14 protein-coding genes are annotated in these 22,680 nt (G+C 68.2%); 8 read left to right on the top strand and 6 right to left on the bottom strand.

Annotated elements, in window-relative coordinates:
• Position 1 precedes the first annotated feature (1 nt).
• From JYP50_RS16525 to JYP50_RS16505, 5 genes are all read left to right on the top strand, one after another.
• Positions 2 to 1,678 carry a class I adenylate-forming enzyme family protein gene (locus JYP50_RS16525; protein WP_206561667.1) on the top strand — a complete coding sequence of 559 codons (1,677 nt, stop codon included), beginning with the start codon at positions 2 to 4 and terminating at the stop codon, positions 1,676 to 1,678.
• Positions 1,675 to 2,907, top strand: a complete 1,233-nt coding sequence (locus JYP50_RS16520; protein WP_206561666.1) for an acetyl-CoA acetyltransferase — start codon at positions 1,675 to 1,677, stop codon at positions 2,905 to 2,907. Before JYP50_RS16525 ends, JYP50_RS16520 begins: the two co-directional genes overlap by 4 nt.
• Positions 2,904 to 4,097: an acetyl-CoA C-acyltransferase gene (locus tag JYP50_RS16515; protein WP_206561665.1), complete on the top strand. Its 1,194-nt coding sequence runs from the start codon at positions 2,904 to 2,906 to the stop codon at positions 4,095 to 4,097. The genes JYP50_RS16520 and JYP50_RS16515 overlap by 4 nt, the downstream gene beginning before the upstream one ends.
• A 109-nt stretch (positions 4,098 to 4,206) precedes the next feature.
• Positions 4,207 to 5,727 carry a tannase/feruloyl esterase family alpha/beta hydrolase gene (locus tag JYP50_RS16510; RefSeq protein WP_206561664.1) on the top strand — a complete coding sequence of 507 codons (1,521 nt, stop codon included), beginning with the start codon at positions 4,207 to 4,209 and terminating at the stop codon, positions 5,725 to 5,727.
• 93 nt (positions 5,728 to 5,820) lie between these two features.
• Positions 5,821 to 6,498 (top strand): NUDIX hydrolase, encoded by a 678-nt coding sequence (locus JYP50_RS16505; RefSeq protein ID WP_206561663.1) that lies wholly within the window; start codon positions 5,821 to 5,823, stop codon positions 6,496 to 6,498.
• Here JYP50_RS16505 and JYP50_RS16500 read toward each other — a convergent pair.
• The 3 genes from JYP50_RS16500 to JYP50_RS16490 all read right to left on the bottom strand — a co-directional run bounded on the left by JYP50_RS16500 (position 6,495) and on the right by JYP50_RS16490 (position 12,856).
• The gene (locus JYP50_RS16500; protein WP_206561662.1) at positions 6,495 to 9,359 is read right to left on the bottom strand and encodes a S8 family peptidase; all 2,865 of its coding nucleotides are present in this window, start codon (positions 9,357 to 9,359) and stop codon (positions 6,495 to 6,497) included. The two genes, JYP50_RS16505 and JYP50_RS16500, sit on opposite strands and share 4 nt — an antisense overlap.
• Before the next feature lie 126 nt (positions 9,360 to 9,485).
• The gene (locus tag JYP50_RS16495; RefSeq protein WP_206561661.1) at positions 9,486 to 11,642 is read right to left on the bottom strand and encodes a 3-hydroxyacyl-CoA dehydrogenase NAD-binding domain-containing protein; all 2,157 of its coding nucleotides are present in this window, start codon (positions 11,640 to 11,642) and stop codon (positions 9,486 to 9,488) included.
• 11 nt (positions 11,643 to 11,653) lie between these two features.
• Entirely contained in the window at positions 11,654 to 12,856 is a 1,203-nt protein-coding gene (locus tag JYP50_RS16490; RefSeq protein WP_206561660.1) for an acetyl-CoA C-acetyltransferase, read from the bottom strand.
• A 198-nt stretch (positions 12,857 to 13,054) separates the two neighbouring features.
• On the opposite strand from JYP50_RS16490, the gene rep reads away from it, so the two are divergent.
• The 3 genes from rep (at position 13,055) to JYP50_RS16475 (ending at position 17,911) form a co-directional block, all read left to right on the top strand.
• Positions 13,055 to 15,052, top strand: coding sequence for a DNA helicase Rep (gene rep, locus JYP50_RS16485; protein ID WP_206561659.1), 1,998 nt, complete (start codon positions 13,055 to 13,057; stop codon positions 15,050 to 15,052).
• Positions 15,053 to 15,062: 10 nt separating this feature from the next.
• A complete protein-coding gene (locus JYP50_RS16480) occupies positions 15,063 to 16,787 on the top strand; it encodes a potassium/proton antiporter (RefSeq protein ID WP_206561658.1) in 1,725 nt (574 codons plus the stop codon).
• 77 nt (positions 16,788 to 16,864) lie between these two features.
• Entirely contained in the window at positions 16,865 to 17,911 is a 1,047-nt protein-coding gene (locus JYP50_RS16475) for an amidohydrolase family protein (RefSeq protein WP_347136823.1), read from the top strand.
• A gap of 225 nt (positions 17,912 to 18,136) precedes the next feature.
• On the opposite strand, the gene JYP50_RS16470 is transcribed toward JYP50_RS16475, so the two are convergent.
• From JYP50_RS16470 to JYP50_RS16460, 3 genes are all read right to left on the bottom strand, one after another.
• Entirely contained in the window at positions 18,137 to 21,298 is a 3,162-nt protein-coding gene (locus JYP50_RS16470; protein ID WP_206561657.1) for a multidrug efflux RND transporter permease subunit, read from the bottom strand.
• Positions 21,299 to 21,309: 11 nt separating this feature from the next.
• Positions 21,310 to 22,458 carry an efflux RND transporter periplasmic adaptor subunit gene (locus tag JYP50_RS16465; protein ID WP_206561656.1) on the bottom strand — a complete coding sequence of 383 codons (1,149 nt, stop codon included), beginning with the start codon at positions 22,456 to 22,458 and terminating at the stop codon, positions 21,310 to 21,312.
• An 11-nt stretch (positions 22,459 to 22,469) separates the two neighbouring features.
• Positions 22,470 to 22,680: hypothetical protein (locus JYP50_RS16460; protein WP_206561655.1), on the bottom strand; the 211-nt coding region annotated here is incomplete at its 5' end.

Below are 22,680 nucleotides of genomic sequence, written 5' to 3'. Positions count from 1 at the left end.
CATGCGCACCAGTACACCCGAGCGCATTCGCGCGATGACCGAGGCCGGCTACTGGGGCGGCGATACCCTGCACGCCCTGTTGGCGGGCTGGGCGCGACGCACGCCGGAGGCCCCGGCGGTGGTCGACCAACCCAACAAGGAAGAACTCACCGACCTGCCGCCGCACCGCCTGGACTTCGCCGCCCTCGCGGCCTTCAGTGAGCAGCTCGCGGCGGAACTGCTGGCGCGGGGCGTGGGCGCCGGCGACCGCCTGCTGGTGCAACTGCCCAACATCAGCGAGCTGGTCGCGCTGTACTACGCCGCCAGCCAGTTGGGCGCGATCATCTCGCCGATCCCGGTGCAGTACGGCGCCCACGAGCTGAAGCAGTTCGCCGGGGTGCTGGAACCGGCGGCGGTGATTACCCTGGCGCGCTTCCGCGACCAGGAGCTGGCGGCGCGCGCCCGCGAGGCCCTGCCCGAGAGCCCGGTGTGGGCGGTGGGCACGGATCTCGCCGCCGGCGGCCCGGGACAGACCTTCGACCGGGAAGCCCTCGCGGCCCACCTGGCGGCGCACCCGGCGGACGCCAACGACATCGTCACCGTGGCCTGGACCTCGGGCACCACCGGCACCCCCAAGGGCGTGCCGCGCTCACACAATATGTGGCTGGCCATCGCCCGCAATACCATGGCCGCCGGCGACTACCGCGAGGGAGAAACCCTGCTGGCGCCCTTCCCGCTGATCAACATGGCGGCCATCGGCGGCTTCCTGTTCCCCTCGGCCCTGCTGGGGGCCAACCTGGTGCTGCACCACCCCATGGACCCGCCTCTGTACCTGCGCCAGCTGCAACAGGAGCGCGCCACCTTCACCATCGCGCCGCCGGCTCTGCTCAATCAGCTGGCCCAGCGGCCCGAGCTATGGCAGCAATGCGACTTCGGCTCGCTGCGCGCCTTCGGCTCCGGCTCGGTGCCCCTGTCGCCGGCGATGATCGCCAAAATTGAGGGCGACTACGGCAAGCCCATCGTCAATTTCTACGGCTCCAACGAGGGCATCAGCCTGTTCTCCACCCCGGCGACGGCCCCCAGCCCCGAATACCGCGCCGCCATGTTCCCGCGGCTCGGCGTGCCCGGCATGCCCTGGGAGGGCGAGGCTCACGCCTCCACGATCACCCGGGTGATCGATACCGAGAGCGGCGCCGAAATCACCGCGCCGGGCACCCCCGGCGAACTGTGCATTAGCGGCCCAGCGGTGTTCGACGGCTACCTCGGCCACAGCGGCGAGGGCGTGTTCACCGACGACGGCCTGTTCCGCACCGGCGACCTGGTGGAAATCTGCGGCGAGCCCGCCAACTACTACCGCATCGTCGGCCGCTGCAAGGACATCATCAACCGCGGCGGCATGAAGATCTCACCCAGCGACATCGACACCGTGCTGGAGGGCTACCCCGGCCTCGCGGAGGCGGCGGTGTGCGCCTACGCCGACCCGATGCTGGGCGAAAAAGTCTGCGCCTGCGTGGTGCCCGCGCCGGACACCGAGCCCCCCAGCCTGGAACAACTGTGCCAGTGGCTGCTGGAACAGGGCATCGCCAAATTCAAATTGCCCGAGCGCCTGGTGGTGCTGGACGCCCTGCCCCGCAACCCGGTGGGCAAGGTGGTGCGCGGCAACCTGCAGGATCTGGTCAGCGAGGAGACCCCATCATGAGTCACGTCTACATCCTGGGCGGCAGTCAGACCGACTTCGCCCGCAACTGGGCCCGCGAGGGCCTGGAAATCTACGACATGTTCCGCGAGGCGCTGGCCGCCGGTGTTGCCGACGCCGCCATCGAGCCGGCGCAGATCGAGGTCGGGCATGTCGGCAACTTCGTCGGCGATTTGTTCGCCCGCCAGGGCCTGATCAACGGCTTCTTCGCCGAGGTCTACCCGGAACTGAACGGCATCCCCACCGCGCGCCACGAGGCCGCCTGCGCCTCGGGCTCCATGGCCCTGCTGGCGGCGATGCGCGACATCGAGGCCGGACACTACCAGACCGCGGCGGTGGTGGGCCTTGAGCTGATGCGCAATGTCGACGGCAAAACCGGGGCGGAGTACCTCGGCGCCGCCGCCTGGGCCGGCCACGAGGCCACCGACTGCAACTACCCCTGGCCCTTCATGTTCGACCGCATCACCCGCGAGTACGACAGCCGCCACGGTATCGAGGGCGATCACCTGGCGCGCATCGCCGAGATCAATTTCGGCAACGCCAAGCGCAATCCCCTGGCCCAGAGCCGCAACTGGCAGTTTCCCGCCGGCTGTTTCAGCGCCGACGACGACCTCAACCCGGTGATCGAGGGCCGGGTGCGCAAAATGGACTGCGGGCAGATCACCGACGGCGCCGCCTGCGTGATTCTGGCCGGCGAGGCCGCCGCCCGGGAGCACGCCGAGCGCCGCGGCCTGCAACTGGCGGACATCCCGCGCATCAAGGGCTGGGGCCACCGCTCGGCGCCGCTGTCGCTGGAACATAAACTGCGGCTCAGCGCCGGCCACCCGCTGCTGTTCCCCCACGTCAACGATATGTTCCGCGACGCCCTGCGGCGCGCCGGCATGGCCGCGGTCACCGACCTCGACGGCCTGGAAACCCACGACTGCTTCTCGGTCACCGAGTACATGGCCATCGACCACAGCGGCCTCACCGCCCCCGGTGAAAGCTGGAAGGCCGTCGTCGAGGGCCGCATCGCCGCCGACGGCGACTTTCCCATCAACCCCAGCGGCGGCCTGATCGGCCTCGGCCACCCGGTGGGCGCCACCGGCGTGCGCATGGCCCTGGACTGCGCCCGGCAGGTCACCGGCCGCGCCGGTGACTGCCAATTGCCGCATGCCCGCAACCTGGCCACCTTCAACCTCGGCGGCAGCGCCACCACCTGCGCCAGCCTGATTATCGGAGTCGACGCATGACCCAAGCCCTGATCTACGACGCCATTCGCAGCCCCCGCGGCCGCGCCAAGGATACCGGCGGCCTGCACCCGCTCACGCCCCACGACCTGCTGAAGCAGCTCTACGCGGCCCTCGGCGAGCGCGCCGGGCTGGACCCGGCCCGGGTGGGGGACGTGATCCTCGGCTGCGCCACCCAGCACGGCGAGCAGGCGGGCAATATCGCCAAGGCCTCCACCCTCTACGCCGGCTGGCCCAGCGCGGTGCCCGGCATGACCATCAACCGCTACTGCTCCTCCGGTGTCGACAGCGTGGCGCTGGCGGCGCTCAAGGTCGAAGCGGGGCTGGTGGACACCGCGGTGGCCGGCGGCGTGGAAATGATGTCGCGGGTGCCGATGCTGGCGGACGAGGCGCGGGCGTTCAAGGACCCGGCCTTCGCCGCCCGCTGCAAAATGCTGATGATGGGCAACGGCGCCGACCTGGTGGCCACCCTGCACGATGTCAGCCGCGAACAGGCCGACGCGGTGGCCGCGCTCAGCCAGCAGCGCGCCGCCCACGCCAGGGAGAACGGCTATTTCCGTTCCATCGTGCCCATTGACCGGCCGGATGGCACGCGCTGCGAGGCGGACGAGTGCATCCGAGCGGACACCACCGCCGAAAGCCTGGCGGCCATGGAACCCGTGTTCGCCAAGGCCGGCGCCGCCGGTGTCGACGCCTTCCAGCTGGCCGCCCATGCCGGCCTGGATGTCGTGCGGCACATCCACACCCCCGGCAATTCCCCGGCCATGGCCGACGGCGCGGCGCTGGTGCTGGTGGCCGCCGAGGGCGCACTGGATGCCAGGCCCCGGGCCCGCATCGTGGCCAGCAATACGGTGGCGGCGGACCCCACCCAGGTCCTGTCCGGCTGTGTCGAGGCCACCCGCGCCCTGCTGGCCGCGCAACACATGACCGCCGCCGACGTGGACCTGTTCGAGATCCACGAGGCCTTTGCCGCGATCTCGGTGATGGCGCTGCGCGAACTCGACCTCCCCGAAGACAAACTCAACGTCAACGGCGGCGTGATCGCCCTGGGCCACCCCATGGGCGCCACCGGCTCGATGATGCTCGGCACCTTGCTCGACGAACTCGAGCGCCGCGACCTGCAGCGCGGCATCGTGTCCGCCGCTGGCGCCGCGGGCACCGGCAGCGCGATGTTGATCGAGCGCATCGCCTGATCGAACGATAGCCAGGACGCCCCGCTAGCCGCGGGGGTTGCCGCAATCGCCATGGCGATACAACGGGGCGTCTTTCCTCCACAGCCAAAATTTTAACAAGGAAATGCCCATGCGCTTTCGTACCGCGCTGCTGGCCGGCCTGGGTCTCGCCGTGGCCGGCACACTTCCCGCCCAGGCGAACACCCCCGCGGAGGCCTGCGCCAACCTGGCCGCGACAGACGCCCCCGCCACCAAAATCGAGAAGGCGTCCCTGGTCACCGACCGCGAGGACCTACCGGACTTCTGCCAGGTGGAAGGCCGTATCGAGGAGCGGATCGGTTTTGTAATGCGCATGCCGGCCTCCGACTGGAACGGCAAGTTCGTGGTGGCCGGCTGCGGCGGATTCTGCGGCTACCTGGCGCCGGACAAACCCGGCCACAGCAATACCCTTAACTCCGCGCTGGCGGCGGGCTATACGGCCATCCAGACCGACAGCGGGCACCAGGCGGTGAACACCGACACGGACTGGGCGATCGGCGACCCGCGCGCGCTCGAGCTGTTCGCCGGAGCCTGGATGCCGCTGGCGGTGGCCACCGGCCAACACATTACATCGACCTATTTCGCGCGGGAACCGCGCCGCACCTACTTCTCCGGCTGCTCCAACGGCGGCCGTCTCGGCCTGTACGCCGCCCAGCGCTACCCCGACCTGTTCGATGGTATCGCCGCTGGCGATGGCGTGTTCGACCTCAGCGGTTATGGCGGTATCTACGGACTGTGGTTGTTGCAGACCACCCGCGACCGGGACGGGCGCGCCGTCATCGACCAGGCCAAGGTTCCGCTGCTGAGCCGGCACGTGAAACAGCGCTGCGACGCGCTGGACGGGGTCGAGGACGGTATCGTTTCACGGCCACAGCAGTGCGAGCCCGACGTGGCCGCCCTGCGCTGCCGCGCCGGCGAAACCGCCGAATGCCTCACCGACGCGGAAGTCTCCGCCATCGAGCGCCTCTACCGCGGCGCCAACGCCAATGGCGAGCAACTGTTCCCCGGGGTCGCGCCCGGATCGGAAGACTATTGGACCGTGTGGCTCGTCGGCACCGACGACGACAGGGCCTGGGGCGAGCGCGCCAGCGAGGGCTACCTGCGTCTTGCCTACGGCATTCCCTCCAGCGAGCCCTTTCGGCCCCACGACTATGCGCTGGCCGATGAAATCGACAATATCCGCGCCCTCTCGCCCTTGCTGGACGCGACCAACCCGGATCTCGGCGGCCTCAACGCCGCCGGCACCCGCCTGTTCTACTACCACGGCCTGGCGGACCCGATGATGCTCCCGGAACGCTTTTTCGACTACGTCGAACAGGCCCGGCAAGTGACCGGCGAATCGTCGCTGGCGGAGACAACGCGCTTCGTTACCGTTCCGGGTTTCGGCCACTGCTGGGAGCGCACCGGGCTCACCGCCGATGAATTCGACCCGCTGGACATTATCGATCGCTGGGTGGAGCAGGGCGAGGCCCCGGACCGCATACGCGCACTGCAACGCGACGCGGACGGCGAGGTCCAGCGCAGCCGCCCGCTCTGCGCCCTGCCGGCCCGCGCCGTTTATCAAGGTGGTGACACCAGCCGGGCGGAGAACTTTGCCTGCGAGACGCCCTGATTCCAGGCGGACCGAAACGCGATAAAGAGCCTGGGCCGCGCGTTGCGTCCAGGCTACACTGGCGGCACTGTTTGACCGCGAACCGGAAAATGCATGCGCCCCGTCGATGCCGCCACACTGATTATCCTGCGTGACCAGCGCGAAGTGCTGATGGGACTGCGCAGCGCGAAGCATGTGTTCGTACCCAACAACTACGTGTTCCCGGGCGGCCGGGTCGACCCCGGGGATGCCCGGGTGCCGGCGCCCTTTGAACTGAACACCACCGCGCGCGACCGCCTGGTCCGCAGCACCAGTCCCAGCCGGGCCCGGGGGATCGGCATGGCCGCGGTGCGCGAAACCTTCGAGGAGACCGGGCTGCTACTGACCCGCCCCACCCCGGCTCCGGTGAACAGCCGCTCGGCCAGCTGGCGGCCGATCTACCAGCAAGGGGTGGCGCCCGCCCTGGACCGGCTGCACTATTTCGCCCGCGCCATCACCCCGCCCGGCCCCCCGCGTCGCTTCGACGCGCGTTTTTTCCTGGCCGACGCCCGCCACCTGCAAGGCACCTTGCGCGGCAACGGCGAACTGCACGATCTTCGCTGGGTTCCCCTGGAAGAAGCCGCGGCGCTGCCGATGATCGGCATTACGCAAGTGATCATTGAACTGCTGCGGCGAACATTTGCCCCTGCGGCGGTGAACAGGCAACACGACACCGCGCTGCGCCAGGTCATGGACGAGGTCATGAACCGGGAGCTGGTGGAGCACCACAGGCCCTGTTTCAGCGACGACTAAGGCCCGGCGTCCCGGCTTTCCCCGGTCCACGGCCGGCGTGTGGGCAGCCGCTCTCCCCCGTCGTCGACACCCCCCTCGCGCCCCGTGCGCCGGATCATCAGCGGGGCCTGCTGGACGCCTTCCCCGCTGGCGGCGGCGGCGCTGTTGATATTGGGACTGAAGCTGGCATTGAGCGACAGGCCCCGCCGCGGGCGATCGAGGACAATTTCATCGGGGTTGAACAGGGTGCGATAGGCGCCACAGGCCTCGCCAGCGTCGCAGATATAGAAGTCGTTATCCATGTCCGAACCAACCGTCAGGCGGTAGCGGCCCTCCTTCACGCGGTCGAAACGGAAACCATAGCCGCCATCTTCCGGCCGCAGCACACGCTGGTCGACGGTTTCCCCGGCCTGGTCGATCAACAGTACGTACAGCACCCCCGCGCTGGTTGCCGATGCCCCGCTTTCGTCGACGCTGGCGATCACCCGCACCACCTCGCTCCCCGCGGAGCTGTTGATCCGCACCGTGGTCTCGTAGACCCCGGGGGACAGATCGCCCGGCAGCAGTCGCAGGCGGTACTGGCCCAGGCCATTGTCGTCCACGGCCTCCGCCAATACTTCCAGCCAGGCCACCGAGCTGGCGATGCCGTCGATCCGCAACGCGCCGCCACCGCCATTGCCAATGGTAATGAGCTGGGATTCGACGCCCAGGGCCACATCCCTGGGGTAGACCCGCAGGACCGGCGGCGAGGTGTCCGGGCCGCTCCCCGCGGTGCGGGCGGTGCGCACGGCTTTCGCCGCATCGAGCAGGCCGTGGCCGTACTGCCCGTCCCAACCGGCTTCGCCCAGGTCCATGGTCAGGCGCCCCTGCAGCAGCCATTGATCCAACTCTGCCGGTGTCAGCGACGGCCGCACCGCCTTCATCAAGGCGATAACGCCCGCGACGTGGGGACTGGCCATGGACGTGCCCTGTTGCAGGCCAATCTCGTAGCTGACCCCGGACCCGGTATCGCTGCCCACGGTGCTGATCACGCCGTCGGTGTTGCCATCGCCGTCAAGGTCCACCCCCATATCCCCGCCGGGCGCCACCAAATCGAGGGTGGCGCCAAAATTGGAGTACGGCGCACGCACGCCGTCGGGGCCCACCGCGCCCACCGAGATAACCCCGGGGTAGGCGGCCGGGTAGCTGGGCTGGCTGCTGTTCTCGTTGCCCGCCGCGGCCACGACGATCACGCCGCGTTCTCGCGCACGCGCAATGGCATTACGCAGGGCCTGGGAACTGCCGGCGCCACCAAGGCTGAGATTGATGACATCCGCCCGCCTGGCGGGCACGGTGCCCGAGTCGTTGCCGAGGCCCGCGGCGTAGCGGATGCCCTGGGCAATGTCGTAAACCGTGCCGCCCTCCTCGCCCAGGACCCGAATCGGCATGACCCGTGTGCGCCAGCCAACCCCGGCCACACCGCGGCCGTTGTTGGTGGCGGCGGCCACCGTGCCGCTGACATGGGAGCCGTGATAGCTGCTCTGCCCCGCCACGCCACCGTCACCGGGATCCCCGGCGTCCGGGTCGATACCGTCGCCGTCGCCCGAGTGGTAGGGGTCGCTGATAAAATCGTAGCCATCGACGAATTTGCCGCCCAGGTCGGGGTGCCCGCCGAGCACCCCGGTATCGATCACCGCGACGACGACATCGCTGCTGCCGCGGGTAATGTCCCAGGCCTCGGCGAGGTTGATCTGGCGGTAGTGCCATTGCAGCGGGTAGTACTGGTCATTGGGTCGGGCGCTCGCCCGGTAGCGGTAATTGGGTTCGGCGAACGCCACATCGGCCCGGGTATTCAGGGCCTTGATCGCGGACAGGGCCCGCCATTTGCGCTCCAGCTCCCCGCCGCGGAACTGGCCGGCCTTGCCAGGGCCGCCGGCGGCCCGGGCCGCGCTCGCCGCCGACAGGCTCGTCAGGTTTTCCAGACGCGGTTGCGGTTCATCCGCGGAGGCCGTCCGCGCCTGCTGGTTGTTCGCCTGCCGGTACTGCACCACCACTGTCTCGGGGTCGAAGTCCGCGGAGGCGGTGAAGCCGCCGGCCGCTTCGGAGGCGGGCTGGCCTATCGACAGCGTGTAGTTGGAGGCCCCGGAATAGGCATAAACGTTGACCGAATAGCGGCCGCTGCGCGCAACGGTGATCGATTCGTGGTAGCTGGTATTGAGCGAGAAATCGACAATCTGTTCATTGCTGTCGAAGAGGTAGAGGTCCAGGTCGCCCTGCTCCGGGTCCGCGACGTTCAGGGCGATCACCTGCCCCGCCAGCAGGTCCACCGCGTAAAAATCGTCCGGGTCGCCGAATTCGGTCGACGGTCCCGGCTCGCCGACATCAATCACATTGGCGTAGCCGCCGATGGTGGCGGGGTTGGACACCGGCTGCGCCTGTGAGGGCAGGTCGTTGGGAGTGTAGGAGGCAATGGCGTCGTTGACGTCGCCGTCCGCGCGGGACTGCGCGGCCACGGTGACCGTACCGGCAACGGGGTAAAATTCCGCCGGCTCGAACACCGGCGCCAGGTGGAAGACCTGCTCGGAGCGCAACACCTCCATCAGCGAGGCATTGCCGGGAAAACCGGTGGTGCTGAGCGCGCAGGCGTCCAGGCTGCCACCACAGAAATGGCCGTCGCCCCGACGCCAGCCCCGAAATACATGCTCGCCGTCCGCCACCGCCAGGAAGCGCTCGTCGAAATCCGTGTCGCGCACATCCAGCTCGCACACGGTGCCCTCGTCGCATTGATAGCGGCCGGACTCGGTCTCGACCCGGCCGCCCTCGGGCACGTCAATACGGACCTTGCAGCCTCCCAACGCCGACAGCACCAGGCCGGCGACAAGTATCTGTCGAGTCAACAACATCCCTATTCTCCCTGCTGCTTCCCTGCGTTATCGCCCGTGTAGCCGGCACTGACGGGGCGGCCAGCCAATCCACCTGGCACGCCGCCGCTACTCGAATGCCCGAGCCCGATATCACATTACCACAACCTAGAGAAATTGCTCGCCCCGCTCCGCCATCTTCAACAGCAGGCGCGGCGGCGCGAAGTCCCCGCCATAGCGCTCGGCCAGCTCGCTGGCGCGTTCGGCGAAGGCCCTGGCGCCATAGGCATTGACGCACTGGAACACCCCGCCGGTGTGGGGCGGGAAGCCGATGCCCATGATCGAGCCGATGTTGCCGTCGGCCACGCTGGTCAGCACGCCCTCCTCCATGATGCGGATGGCCTCCAGCACCTGGGGGAACAACAGGCGGTCGCGCACATCCTCGAAGGGGATATCGGTATAGCCCTCGGGGGCGAAGCGCTCCCGCAGGCCCGGCCAGGTGGCGACCTTCCTGCCCTTGTCGTCGTAGTCGTAGAAGCCGCCGCCGGCCTGCCGGCCGGTGCGCTGGCAGTCCTCCACCATCATGCGGATCACCTCGGATTCCGGCGCCGGCGCGAAGGCCTCGCCCCGCGCCTCTGCGTCGGCCTTTTGCGCCTGCATGCTGTGGTAGGCGGTTTCCAGGGAGATGCTGTCGAGGGTTTCCAGCGGGCCCATGGGGGAGCCGTTGAAGGCCGCCGCGTTCTCGATCAGCGCCGGGTTTACGCCCTCCGCCAGCATGCGCTGGCCCTGGGTGATGGTCTGGCCGATCACCCGAGTGGTGAAGAACCCGGGGGCGTCCTTCACCACGATGGGTTTTTTACCCAACTGCTGGGCCAGGTCGAAGGCCAGCGCCAGCGCCTCGTCCGAGGTCTGCTGGCCGGTGATGATCTCCACCAGGGGCATTTTCTCCGCCGGGGAGAAGAAGTGCATGCCGATAAAATTGGCCGGCCGCGCCGAGGCCCCGGCCAGTTCGGTGATCGGCAATGCCGAGGTATTGCTGGCGAACACCGCGTCGGCGCCCAGCACCGCCTCGGCTTCCTGGGTGACCGCGGCCTTGACGCGGCGATCCTCGAACACCGCCTCGATCACCACGTCGCAACCGGCCAAATCCGCGGCGTCGCCGGTGGGGTGGATACGCCCCAGCAGCGCCCGCGCGGCCGCCTCGTCCAGGCGGCGGTCGCGCTCGCAGGCGGCGGTCGCGTAGGCCTTGCCCTTTTCAGCGCGCTGCAGATCGAGATCCTTGAGCACCACCTCGATCCCCACCTTGGCGGCATTGAAGGCAATACCCGCGCCCATCACCCCCGCGCCGAGGATGCCGAGCTTTTTCACCGCGCGCTTGTCGATGCCCGACGGGCGCGAGGCGCCGGCGTCGAGCTGGTTCATCTGCACGAAGAAGGTGGTCATCATGTTGCGCGAGACCGGGTCGAGCAGCAGGCGCTGGAAGTAGCGCGCCTCCACCAGGTGGGCGGTGTCGTAGTCCACCCGCGCGGTATCCACCACCGCGGCGAAGATGACTTGTTGCGCCGGCATGTTGCCCCGGGTCTGGTTCATTACGTTCACCGGGCCGAAATAGGTCAGGCCCTGGGCCGCCTCGTCGTCGGGGCTGCCGCCGGGCATCCGGTAGTCGGGCTGCTCCCAGGGCTGCCTGGCCTCGGGGTTGGCCTTGATCCAGGCCTTGGCGCGCGCCGCCATGGCGTCCTCGCTGTCGGCCAGCTCGTGCACCAGGCCCGCCTCCAGCGCCCGGGCCGCGCGCAGGCGCTTGCCCTGGGCGATCAGCGGCAGGGCCTTCTCCATGCCCAGCAGGCGCACCAGGCGGACCACGCCGCCGGCCCCCGGCATCAGGCCCAGCATGGCCTCCGGCAGGCCGATCTGCACCTTGCTGTCATCCAGCGCGATACGGTAATGGCAGGCCAGGGCGATCTCGTAGCCACCGCCGAGGGCGGCGCCGTTGATACCCACCACCACCGGCACCCCCAGGGATTCCAGCCGGCGCAGGGGCGCCTTGCTCTCCAGCAGGCCGCGGAACAGGGCCTCGCGCTCCGCCGGCGGCGGGTCCAGGTCCATCTCCAGCATTTTGGTGATATCGCCGCCGGCGAAGAACTGGCCGGGCTTGCCCGAGCGCACGTACACGCCGGCGATCTCGCCCTTCATCGCCTCCAGCTCGTCCAGGGCCCGGGGCATGGCCTCGGCGTATTCGTCGCCCATGACGTTCACGGACTTGCCGGGCTGGTCGAAGATCAACTCGACGATGCCGTCGGCGTCTTTTTGCAGTCGAATGTAGCTCATCGTTGTCTCCCTCAAACCCGTTCGATAATGGTGGCGATGCCGATACCGCCGCCGGCGCACAGGGTCACCAGCGCGGTGTTCAAATCGCGCCGCTCCAGTTCGTCCAGCGCCGCGCCCAGGATCATGGCGCCGGTGGCGCCGATCGGGTGACCCATGGCGATGGCGCCGCCGTTGACGTTGATGCGCTCGTCGGGGATATCCAGCAGCCGCTGGTAGCGCAGCACCACCGCGGCGAAAGCCTCGTTGAGCTCGAACAGGTCAATGTCGCCGACGCCCATGCCGGCCAGTTCCAGGGCCTTGCGTGAGGCCGGCGCCGGGCCGCCCAGCATCAGCGTGGGTTCGCTGCCGGTGAGGGCGCAGGCGCGGATACGCGCGCGGGGGCGCAGGCCGAGCTCGTCGCCCGCCTGGCGGTTGCCCAGCAGCACCAGGGAGGCCCCGTCCACCACCCCGGAGCTGTTGCCGGGGGTGTGGATGCACTCGAAGCGCTCCACCTGCGGGTACTTGAACTTGAGGAATTCGCCGTGGCCGTACTGCTGGAACAGGGTGAACGAGGGCTTGAGACCGGCCAGGTCGTCGACCGTGGTGGCGCGGATAAGCTCGTCCCTGTCCAGTACCGTCACCCCGTTGAGATCGCGCACCGGCACGATGGCGCGGTCGAAATAGCCGGCGTCCCGGGCCGCCGCGGCCCGGCGCTGGGACTCGCAGGCGTAGCGGTCGACATCCTCGCGGGTAAACCCGTCGAGGTGGGCCATCAGGTCCGCGGCCAGGCCCTGGGAGATGCCGTAGCTGTGCATCGCCACCCAGGGGTCGCCGGCGGCGGCGCCGCCAGCGCCGATGCCCAGGCGCGACATGCTCTCCACCCCGCCGGCCAGGCCCAGGGATTCCATGCCCGACATGATCTTCATCGCCACGGTGTTGACCGCGTCCAGGCCCCCGGCGCAGTAGCGGTTCAGCTGCGCGCCCACCGTCGCCTCGTCCCAGCCGCTATAGACCAGGGCGGTCTTGGCGATATTCTGGCCCTGCTCCTTCACCGGCTCGCCGGTGGCCAGTAGCAGGTCCTCGACCCGGGCCTCGGGCAACTGGTGGCGCTCGCGCATCTCGCGCAGCAGGGTGACCACCAGGTCGATGGGCTTGACCTCGTACAGGCCGCCCCCGGGCTTGCCCCTGCCCCGGGGGGTGCGGATGGCGTCGTAGATATAGGCGTCTTGGCTCATAGTTCTCCTCGAATATGCCGGCGCGGAACCTCGCGCGGCCCGCTTTACAGAGGGGAACAAGTTCACCGAAACTCGCGCCACGGGACCATAGCCGCAGAGGTCAGTTGGCGTTGACTTAAACCTTCAGCCAGCCTGAAACCGACACCGGAATTCCTGCTACACTGGCGCCTCTTTTTTATCCTGGCCGAAGTATCCCGCGTGACCCAACTCAACCCCCGCCAACGCGAAGCCGTGCGCTATATCGACGGCCCCTTGCTGGTGCTGGCTGGCGCCGGCAGCGGCAAGACCAGCGTGATCACCCGCAAGATCGCCTACCTGGTGGAGCAGTGCGGCATTGAGGCCAAGCGCATCGCCGCGGTGACCTTTACCAACAAGGCGGCCCGGGAGATGAAAGAGCGGGTGGGCAAGATACTGGGGGGCAGCAAGGCCAAGGGCCTCACGGTGAGCACCTTCCACCAGCTGGGGCTACAGGTCATCCGCCTCGAGCGCAAGCACCTGGGCCTCAAAAACGGCTTCTCCATCTTCGACTCGGAGGACAGCAAGAACCTGATCAAGGACCTGCTGATCCAGGAACACGGCGCCGAGGGCGACCAGGCGGGGGTGATCCAGCAGCGCATTTCCAACTGGAAGAACGACCGGGTGCTGCCGGAACAGGCCGTGGCCATGGGCGGCTCGCCGGCGGACCTGCTCTGCGCCCAGGCCTACCTGCGCTACCAGAAGGCCCTGCGGGCCTACAACGCGCTGGATTTTGACGACCTGATCCTGCTGCCCACCATTCTCTTTGAACACCACCCGGAGGTGCTGGAGAAATGGCAGAACCGCCTGCACTACCTGCTGGTGGATGAGTACCAGGACACCAACTCCAGCCAGTACCTGCTGGTGCGCCAGCTGGTGGGCCTGCGCGGCGGCCTCACCGTGGTCGGCGACGACGACCAGTCGATCTACGCCTGGCGCGGCGCCAAGCCGGAGAACCTGGCGCTGCTGCAGGAGGATTTCCCGGGCCTGAAGCTGGTCAAGCTGGAGCAGAACTACCGCTCCACCTCGCGCATCCTCAAGGCCGCCAACACCCTGATCGCCAACAACGAGCACGTGTTCGACAAGCAGTTGTGGAGCGAGCTGGGCTACGGCGAGCCGCTGCGGGTGATCCGCTGCGCCGACGAGCGCGCCGAGGCGGAGCAGGTGGTGGCGGAGATCCAGGACCACAAACTGCGCAAGCGCACCCGCTTCGGCGACTACGCCATCCTCTACCGCGGCAACCACCAGTCGCGGCTGATCGAGCTGGCCCTGCAGCAGGCCCAGGTGCCCTACCACCTGAGCGGCGGCACCTCCTTCTTCGCCCGCAACGAGGTCAAGGACATCATGGCCTACCTGCGCCTGCTGGTGAACGCCGACGACGACAACGCCTTCCTGCGCATCGCCAACGTGCCCCGGCGCAAGCTCGGCGCCAGTACCCTGGAAGCGCTGGGCGAGTTCGCCAACGAGCACCAGCTGAGCCTGAGCGGCGCCTGCGAGCGCATCGGCGAGGGCGTGATGCCCGAGGCCAGCCTCAAGCGCCTGCGGGAATTCCAGCACTGGCTGGAGCAGATGCGCCGCCTGAGCGCCAGCAAGCCCGGCGCCGACGGCGTGCGCCAGCTGATCCGCGATATCAACTACGAGGACTGGCTGCTGCAGCTCAGCTCCAGCGAGGGGGTGGCCGAGCGGCGCATGGGCAACGTGCACTTTCTGGTGGACAGCGTCGACCGCCTGATGCGCGACGAGGAGCTGGAACTCGACGAGGCCATCAACCGCCTGATCCTGCGCGATTTGCTGGAGCAGCAGGACGAGGAGGAGGCCGGCCCCGACTGCGTGCAGCTGATGACCCTGCACGCCTCCAAGGGCCTGGAGTTCCCCCACGTGTTCATCGTTGGCATGGAGGAGGGCTTTTTGCCCCACCGGGTGAGCGTGGAAGAGGACAATATCGCCGAGGAGCGCCGCCTGGCCTACGTCGGCATCACCCGCGCCCGGGAGACCCTGGCCATGACCCTGGCGTCCACGCGGCGCCAGTTCGGCGAGACCATTCCCTGCGAGCCCAGCCGCTTCCTCGCCGAGCTGCCCCCGGACGACCTGCAGTGGCAGGGCGGCGGCGAGCCCTCGGAGCAGGCCAACGAGGAGCGGGCGGCGGAAACCCTGGCGGGGCTCAAGTCCCTGTTCGCCTAATCCACAAACCGTGATCGACGCCAGCTACCAGCTCATCCTGATCTGCGCCTTCCTGGGCCTGGTCAGCATTGGCATCACCGGGCTGTCCCAGCGGCTCGGCGCGCCCTCGCTGCTGCTGTTCCTGGTGGTGGGCATGCTGGCGGGGGAGGACGGCCCGGGCGGCATCCGCTTCGACGACGTGAGCACCGCCTTCCTGGTGGGCAATATCGCGCTGGCGGTTATCCTGCTGGACGGCGGCCTGCGCACACATGTCAGCAGTTTCCGCGTCGGGCTGCGGCCGGCGCTGGTGCTGTCCACCCTCGGCGTCGCCATCACCGGCGCCCTGGTGGGCGTGGTCGCCTGCTGGGTGCTGGACTGGCCGCTGCTCAACGGCCTGTTGCTCGGCGCCATTGTCGGCAGCACCGACGCCGCGGCGGTGTTCGGCCTGTTGCACGCCGCCGGCCTGCAGCTCAAACAGCGCAGCGGCGCCACCCTGGAGATCGAGTCGGGCACCAACGACCCGATGGCCATTTTCCTCACCGTGTCCCTGCTGTCGCTGTTGAGCGCGGGGCAGGACGGCATCGGCGTGGCCCTGTTCGCCGAGTTTTTCCAGCAGATGGGCCTGGGCGCGGCGCTCGGCCTGGGCGGCGGCTGGGTCCTGCTGCAACTGCTCAACCGCCTGACCCTGCCGCGGGTGCTGTACCCCCTGCTGGCGGTGACTTTCGGGCTGTCGATCTTCGGCCTCAGCAACCTGTGGGGCGGCTCCGGCTTTCTGGCCATCTACCTGATCGGGCTGCTGCTGGGCAACCGCCCGCTGAACTACCTGCACGATATCCGCTGGCTGATGGACGGCCTCGCCTGGCTGAGCCAGATCGGCATGTTCCTGCTGCTGGGACTGCTGGTCACCCCCTCTAACCTGGTGGATATCATCTACCCGGGGCTGGTGATCGCCGCGGTGCTGATGCTCGTGGCCCGGCCCGCGGCGGTGCTGCTGTGCCTGCTGCCCTTCCGCTTTCCGCTGCGCGAGCAGGTGTTTATCAGCTGGGTGGGGCTCAAGGGCGCGGTGCCGATTATCCTCGCCCTGTTTCCCTACCTGTCGGGACTGGAGTACAGCGACACCTATTTCGAGGTGACCTTCTTCGTGGTGCTGCTGTCGCTGTGCCTGCAGGGCTGGACCATCGCGCCCCTGGCCCGGCGCCTGGGCCTCGACGTGCCGCCCCACGCCGAGGATCGCGAACACCTGGGAGTGGCGCTGCCCGGCGAGGATGGACGGGAATTGCTGGCCTACCACATCTACCCGGGCAGCCCCGCGGACGCCTACCGCCTGGATCGCCTGCCGCTCCCCGAGGCGGTGCGCGTGGTGGGTGTGATACGCGAAGGCGAGGCCCTGCCGCCGGCCCCCGATCTCAACCTGCGCCCGGGGGACTACCTAGTCCTGCTCACCCCGGCGCACGAAACGCGCGAACTGCCGGACCTGTTTTCCGCCCTGCCCACCCCCACCCACCTGCTGGCCCACGACTTCTTCGGCCCCTTTACACTGCGCTCCGAGGCCCTGATCGACGACGTGGGCGCCGCCTATGGCGTTCGCATCCCCGAGGAATTGCGCGGCCTCGACCTGGACAGCGTGATGCGCAAACGGGTGCACCACCTGCCGGTGGTCGGCGACCGCCTGCGTCTCGACAGCCTCGAACTGGTGGTCAAGAAGATGGCGCAGGGCAAAGTGCTGCAGCTGGGGCTCAAGTTACACGCGCATTGAGCGGCCCGGTGAACACCGGCGGTGGCGCTGCTACACTGGCGCGGCCATCCGTAATCACCCGAAGGGATACCGTAGCCGTGCCGCCGCAGCGCCTCTCCCCATTGCCACTACGCCGCCGGGCCGCCCTTGCGCTCGCCCTGGCCGTATCCGCCGCCAGCATCGCCGGAGATAACGACTTCCGCTACAGTGACGCCCACCTGCACGCGGTGGACTTCTTCCAGCAGGGCGCACCCCTGCCGCAGCTGCTGGAGGCGATGGACGCCGCCGGTATCGGCGACAGCATGGTCTCGGGCATGGCGCTGATGAAGAAGTGGCAGGAGGACGAACCCAAGCGCCCCGACACCTACGCCGGGGATGACGCCGCCACCTACTGGTTCAGCGCCACCGACGCCTACCTCGCCGAGGCGCTGGAGGCCCTGGCGCCGGCGCAACGCGCCCGCCTGCGCCCCTTCCTGTGCGGCTTCAACCCCACCGACAAGAACGCCGACCTGCACCTGGAACGCATGGTCGCCCTGTACCCGGGCCTGTGGCAGGGCATCGGCGAGGTGATCACCCGCCACGACGACCTCACCGCCCTCACCGAGGGCGAAACCCCGCGCGCCAACAGCGAGGCCATGTACCGGGTCTACGCCTTCGCCGGGCGCCACGGCCTGCCGGTGCTGCTGCACAGCAACATCACCTCCAAGCGCGAGCGCAACCCGCTGTACGTGGGGGAACTGGAGGACGCCCTGGCCAAATACCGCGCGGTGAATGTGATCTGGGCCCACGCCGGCACCAGCAAGACCCTGCACCGCTTCCAGGGCAAGATGGACTTCCTGTTGCCCGAGCTGAGCCGCCTGCTGGCGGCGCACGACAACCTCTACGTGGACCTGTCCTGGACCGTGCTGCGCCCCTACCTGCTGGACGATGACGACCGCCCCGACCCGGACTGGGTCGCGCTGGTGGAGCGCTACCCGGAGCGCTTTGTGATCGGCTCCGACGCGCTGGGCAAGTACCAGAAGCAGGGGGAGAAAATGCGGGCTTTCGAGCCCTTCCTCAAGGCATTGCCGGCACCGGTCGCGCGCCAGGTGGCGCGGGATAATTTCCTGGGCCTGTTGCCGGGGAGTGGTGTCAGCGCGGATTAAGAGTGGGCACGGGGGACGTGGTCGCATGAATTCGACAGGGTGGGACTGGGTCCCCGGTCGAATGAATTCGACCCTACAGGGGGATACCTCCACACCATGTAGGGTCGAATTCATTCGACCAACCGCACGTGCAATCACCCACCGAAAAAAGGGGTCCGAAAAAAGGGGTCAGAGCCCTTTGTTGAAAAGTCATAAAGGGCTCTGACCCCTTTTTGGGGGGTGGGCTTACTCGGCCGCCTGCTCGGTCACCCGCTCCGGCCCCGCCATGCCCAGCTTCGCCTTCACCCGCTCCCGCGTGCCCTGGACGATGGCGTAGAAGCCGGGGATGAAGAAGGTGCCCACCAGCAAGGCCGCCAGCATGCCGCCAAACACGGTGATGCCCAGGGAACGCTGGCCCGCGGAACCGGCGCCGGTGGCGAACACCAGCGGCAGGATGCCGAGGATGAAGGAGATGGCGGTCATGCACACCGCGCGGAAGCGCAGCCGGCCGGCGGTGCGCGCCGCCACCAGGATGGCCTCGCCCTCCTGCTCGCGCCGGTGGCGGGCGAACTCCACGATCAGGATGGCGTTCTTGGCCGCCATGCCGATCAGCAACACCAGCCCGATCTGGGCGTAGAGGTTGAGGGCGTGGTTGGTCAGCAACAGCGCCGCGATAGCGCCGCCGATGGCCATGGGCACCACCAGGATAATGGCCGCGGGGATCGACCAGCTCTCGTACTGGGCCACCAGGAACAGGTAGACGAAGACCAGCGCGAGGGCGAAGGCAATGGACGCGGTCTGCCCGGCCTGCAGCTCCTGGTAGGCCATGCCGGTCCACTCAATGCGGTAGCCGGGGGGCAGGACGTCCGCGGCCACGGACTCCATGGCCCGCATCGCCTCGCCGGTACTATAGCCGGGGGCCGGTCCACCGCTGACCGAAGCCGCGCGGAACATGTTGTAGCGCGAGCTCACATCCGGGCCGAGGATTGGCCGCGTGGTCACCAGGGTCGACAGGGGCACCATATTGCCCTGGCTCGACTTCACGTAGAAGTGATCGAGGTCGTTGAGGTCGGAGCGGTACTCCGCCTCGGCCTGCATGATCACCCGGTAGGTCTGGCCGAACATGTTGAAGTCGTTGACGTACAGCGAACCCATCTGCGCCTGCAGCGTGGTGAAGATCTCGCTCAGGGGCACGCCGAGGTTCTTGGCCTTGATGCGGTCCACATCGACGAAGAACTGCGGCACGTTGGCGCGGTAGGTGCTGAACACGCTCTGCAGCGCCGGGTGCTGGTTGGCCTCCACCACGAAATTGTTGAGCACGCTGGCCAGCTCCGCCGGCGAGCGCGCCAGCGTGTCCTGCACCATCACCTCGAGGCCGCCCACCGCGCCCATGCCCGGCACCGCCGGCGGCGCGATGGCGATGATCTGGGCCTCGGGGATCGCGGCAAAGGCCCCGGCGTTGATGCGCCGGGTGACGCTAAACACGCTGTCCTTGCTCTCCGGGCGCTGATCCCAGTGATTGAGCACCACGAACAGGGTGCCGCCGTTGCTCGACAGCGCGCCGGTGAGCACCGAGAAACCGGTCACCGCGGTCACGCTCTCCACCGCCGGGTCCGCGGCGATCAGCTCCCGGACCTTGTCCATCACGTCCCGGGTGCGGTTGAGGGACGATGCGTCCGGCAGCTGCACATTCACCAGCAGCGCGCCCTTGTCCTCGGCGGGCACGAAGGCAGTGGGCACCTTGATCATGCCCAGGGCCAGCCCCCCCATCCACAAGCCGAAGATGGCGGCCACCACCAGCAGGCGCCGCAGCACCCACTGCACGCCGGCATCGTAGCCCCCGGTGAGCTTGCCGAAGCCGGCGAGAAAACCGCGGTACCAGCGCGCCTCCTGCGGCTGGCCCGGTTTCAGCAGCAGCGCGCAGAGCGCCGGGCTGAGGGTGAGCGCGTTGATCGAGGAAAACACCACCGCCACGCAGATGGTAACCGCGAACTGCCGGTACATCTCGCCGGTAATGCCGGGCAGGAAAGTCACCGGCACGAACACCGCGAGCAGCACCAGGGTGGTGGCGATCACCGCGCCGCCGACTTCGCGCATGGTGACCAGCGCGGCGTCCACCGGCGATATTCCGGGCTCCTCGCGCAGGTGGCGGTCGCAGTTCTCGATCACCAGGATGGCGTCGTCCACCACGATGCCAATGGCCAGGATCAGGCCGAACAGGGTCACCGTGTTGATCGACATGCCCAGCGCCAGCAGCACCGCGAAGGTCGCCACCAGCGACACCGGGATAGCCACGGTGGGCACCAGGGTGCTGCGCCAGCTACCGAGGAAGATAAAGGTCACCAGCACCACCAGGGCCACCGCCGCGAACAGCGACTGCACCACCTGGGACACCGCGGTGGAGACATAGCGGGTGGTGTCGTAGCCGATCTTGTAGTCCAGGCCCTCGGGGAAACTCTGCGCCAGCTCGGCCACCAGCGCGTCCACCGCCTCACCCGCCGCCAGGGCGTTGGCGTCGGCCATCTGGTAGAGCGCCACGTTGACCGCCGGGGTGCCGTCCACTTCGCCGAAGAAGTTGTAACCCGCTTGGCCCAGTTCCACCCGCGCCACGTCGCGCAGGTAGACCGCCGAGCCGTCCTCCCGCGCCCGCAGCACAATGCGCTCGAACTCCTCCACATCGTTCAGGCGCCCCTTGGTCTGCAGGGTGAACTCCGCCTGCAGGGGCCCCTCAAAGGGCGGCGCGCCGACCTTGCCCGCCGCCACCTGCACGTTCTGCTCGCGCAGGGCGGCGGTGACATCGGTCACCGACAGGCCCAGCTTGGCCATATGGTCCGGGTCCAGCCACAGGCGCATGGAGTAATCCGCCTCGCCGAGGATGTCGGCGGAGGAGATGCCCTCCAGGCGCGCCAGCGCGGCCTGTACGTTGATCTTGACGTAATTGGAGATGAACTTGTAATCCAGCGACTCGTCCGGCGACATGAAGCTGATGATCTTGAGGATGTCCGGCGAGCGCTCGTCGACGCTGAGGCCGGTGGCCGTCACCTCCTGGGGCAGCGCCGGCTCGGCTAGCTTGGCCCGGTTCTGCACCCGCACCAGCGCCATGTCGGCGTCGGTGCCCACGGCGAAGGTCACGGTCAGGCGGTAACTGCCGTCGTTGGCACTCTTGGACGACATGTAGATCATGTCCTCCACGCCGTTGACCGCGTTCTCGATCGGCGTGCCCACGGTGGCCTCCACCACCTCGGCCGAGGCGCCGGGATAGTTGGCGCTGACCACGATATTGGGCGGCGAGATGGCCGGGTACTCGGTGATCGGGAGGGCGGAGATGGCGATGCCCCCCACCAGGGTCATCACAATGGCCAGGACCAGCGCGAACTTGGGCCGGCGAATAAAAAATGCACTGAACACGCGCTACCCCCTCAGCTCTCGACGATCGCGCCGGGAATGTCGCCGGCGCCCGTCTCGGGCAGCACCTTCACCTCCACCGGCATGCCCGGGCGCACCTGTTGCAGGCCGCGGACGATGACCGACTCGCCCTCCTCCACGCCGCGGCGCACCAGGATGTGCTGGCCGAAACGGTCGCCCAGGCCCACATTGCGCCGCTCCACCACGCCGCTGTCGTTGACCACCAGGACGAAGGGCCCCTGCTGGTCGGCCTGGATCGCCGCCTGGGGCATGAACAGGCCCCGCAGGGGATTGGTGTCCTGCAGGATCACCCGCACGTACTGCCCCGGCACCAGAATGGCCGAGGGGTTGGGGATTTCCGCCCGCGCCTCCATGGTGCCGGTGGTGGTGTCGATGCGGTTGGAGAAGTAATCGATGCGGCCGGTTTCGGGGTAGACCATGTTGTCGGCCAGCTCCAGGGTCACGCGGATGCTGCGCAGGGACTCCGGCGTGAGATCGCCGCCCATGTGTTCGCCCACGGTGGACACGTAGGTGGCCTCGCTGATCTGGAACAGCGCCTCGATGGGGTCGATGCTGACCAGGGTGGTGAGGTTGCCGGTGTTGGGCCCCACCAGGTCGCCCGGGCTGGCGCTGCTGCGGCCGATGCGGCCGCTGATCGGCGCCTTGATCACCGTGTAGCTGAGGTTGACCTCGGCGCTGGTGACCTGGGCCCGCCCGGATTCGATCTGGGCGTCGGCGTCGAGCTTGGCGGCGAGCAGGTCGTCCATTTCCGCCTGGGAAATCGCCCCCTTGGGCAGCAGCTCCTTGCCGCGGCGGTGATTGCGCTCGGCGTTGGCCTGGGCCGCCGTGGCCGAGGCCAGCTGCGCCTTGGCCCGGGCCAGGGCCGCCACGTATTCCGAATCGTCGATGGTGTAGAGGACTTCGCCGGCCTCCACGAACTCGCCCTCGCGAAACTCACGGGAGGCCAGGTAACCGGTGACCTTGGCCTGGATGGCCACGTCGTCACGGGCCTGCAGGCGCCCCACGTAGGTGGATTTCGGCTGGTAGGGCCTGGCGATAACATCGCTGACCACCACCTGCACCACGGGCGGTGTCGCGACCTCCTCGCTGCAGCCCGCCACCAACAGTAGCGCGGCCGCCAGGGCCAGAATTCGGAGTCTCACAGGCATTCCCCCTAGGAACGGAAAAAAAGTGTACCAAACCGACCGTGCAGTCCGGCAAAGGTTGCATTACAGAATAGCAATACTTGGAAAACAGGGCCGGATACCACTGCTGTCCCACATTTTTTCACGCCCATAGCGCCAGCTGCGGAGGGCTCCCCGGCTGCTCGGGTGGAAAAGGCCTGATCAACGTCATCAGGTCTTTCTTCGAGAACAGATTCGCTT

This window comes from Parahaliea mediterranea, assembly GCF_017255185.1.
GTDB lineage: Bacteria > Pseudomonadota > Gammaproteobacteria > Pseudomonadales > Halieaceae > JAFKCZ01.
This window is presented reverse-complemented; position numbering and strand designations above follow the sequence as displayed.

Excerpts from the sequence above, each read along its gene's own strand:
- JYP50_RS16525 (WP_206561667.1), top strand. The coding sequence starts at position 2 with ATGCGCACCAGTACACCCGAGCGCATTCGCGCGATGACCGAGGCCGGC.
- JYP50_RS16520 (WP_206561666.1), top strand. The coding sequence starts at position 1,675 with ATGAGTCACGTCTACATCCTGGGCGGCAGTCAGACCGACTTCGCCCGC.
- JYP50_RS16515 (WP_206561665.1), top strand. The coding sequence starts at position 2,904 with ATGACCCAAGCCCTGATCTACGACGCCATTCGCAGCCCCCGCGGCCGC.
- JYP50_RS16510 (WP_206561664.1), top strand. The coding sequence starts at position 4,207 with ATGCGCTTTCGTACCGCGCTGCTGGCCGGCCTGGGTCTCGCCGTGGCC.
- JYP50_RS16505 (WP_206561663.1), top strand. The coding sequence starts at position 5,821 with ATGCGCCCCGTCGATGCCGCCACACTGATTATCCTGCGTGACCAGCGC.
- JYP50_RS16500 (WP_206561662.1), bottom strand. The coding sequence starts at position 9,359 with ATGTTGTTGACTCGACAGATACTTGTCGCCGGCCTGGTGCTGTCGGCG.
- JYP50_RS16495 (WP_206561661.1), bottom strand. The coding sequence starts at position 11,642 with ATGAGCTACATTCGACTGCAAAAAGACGCCGACGGCATCGTCGAGTTG.
- JYP50_RS16490 (WP_206561660.1), bottom strand. The coding sequence starts at position 12,856 with ATGAGCCAAGACGCCTATATCTACGACGCCATCCGCACCCCCCGGGGC.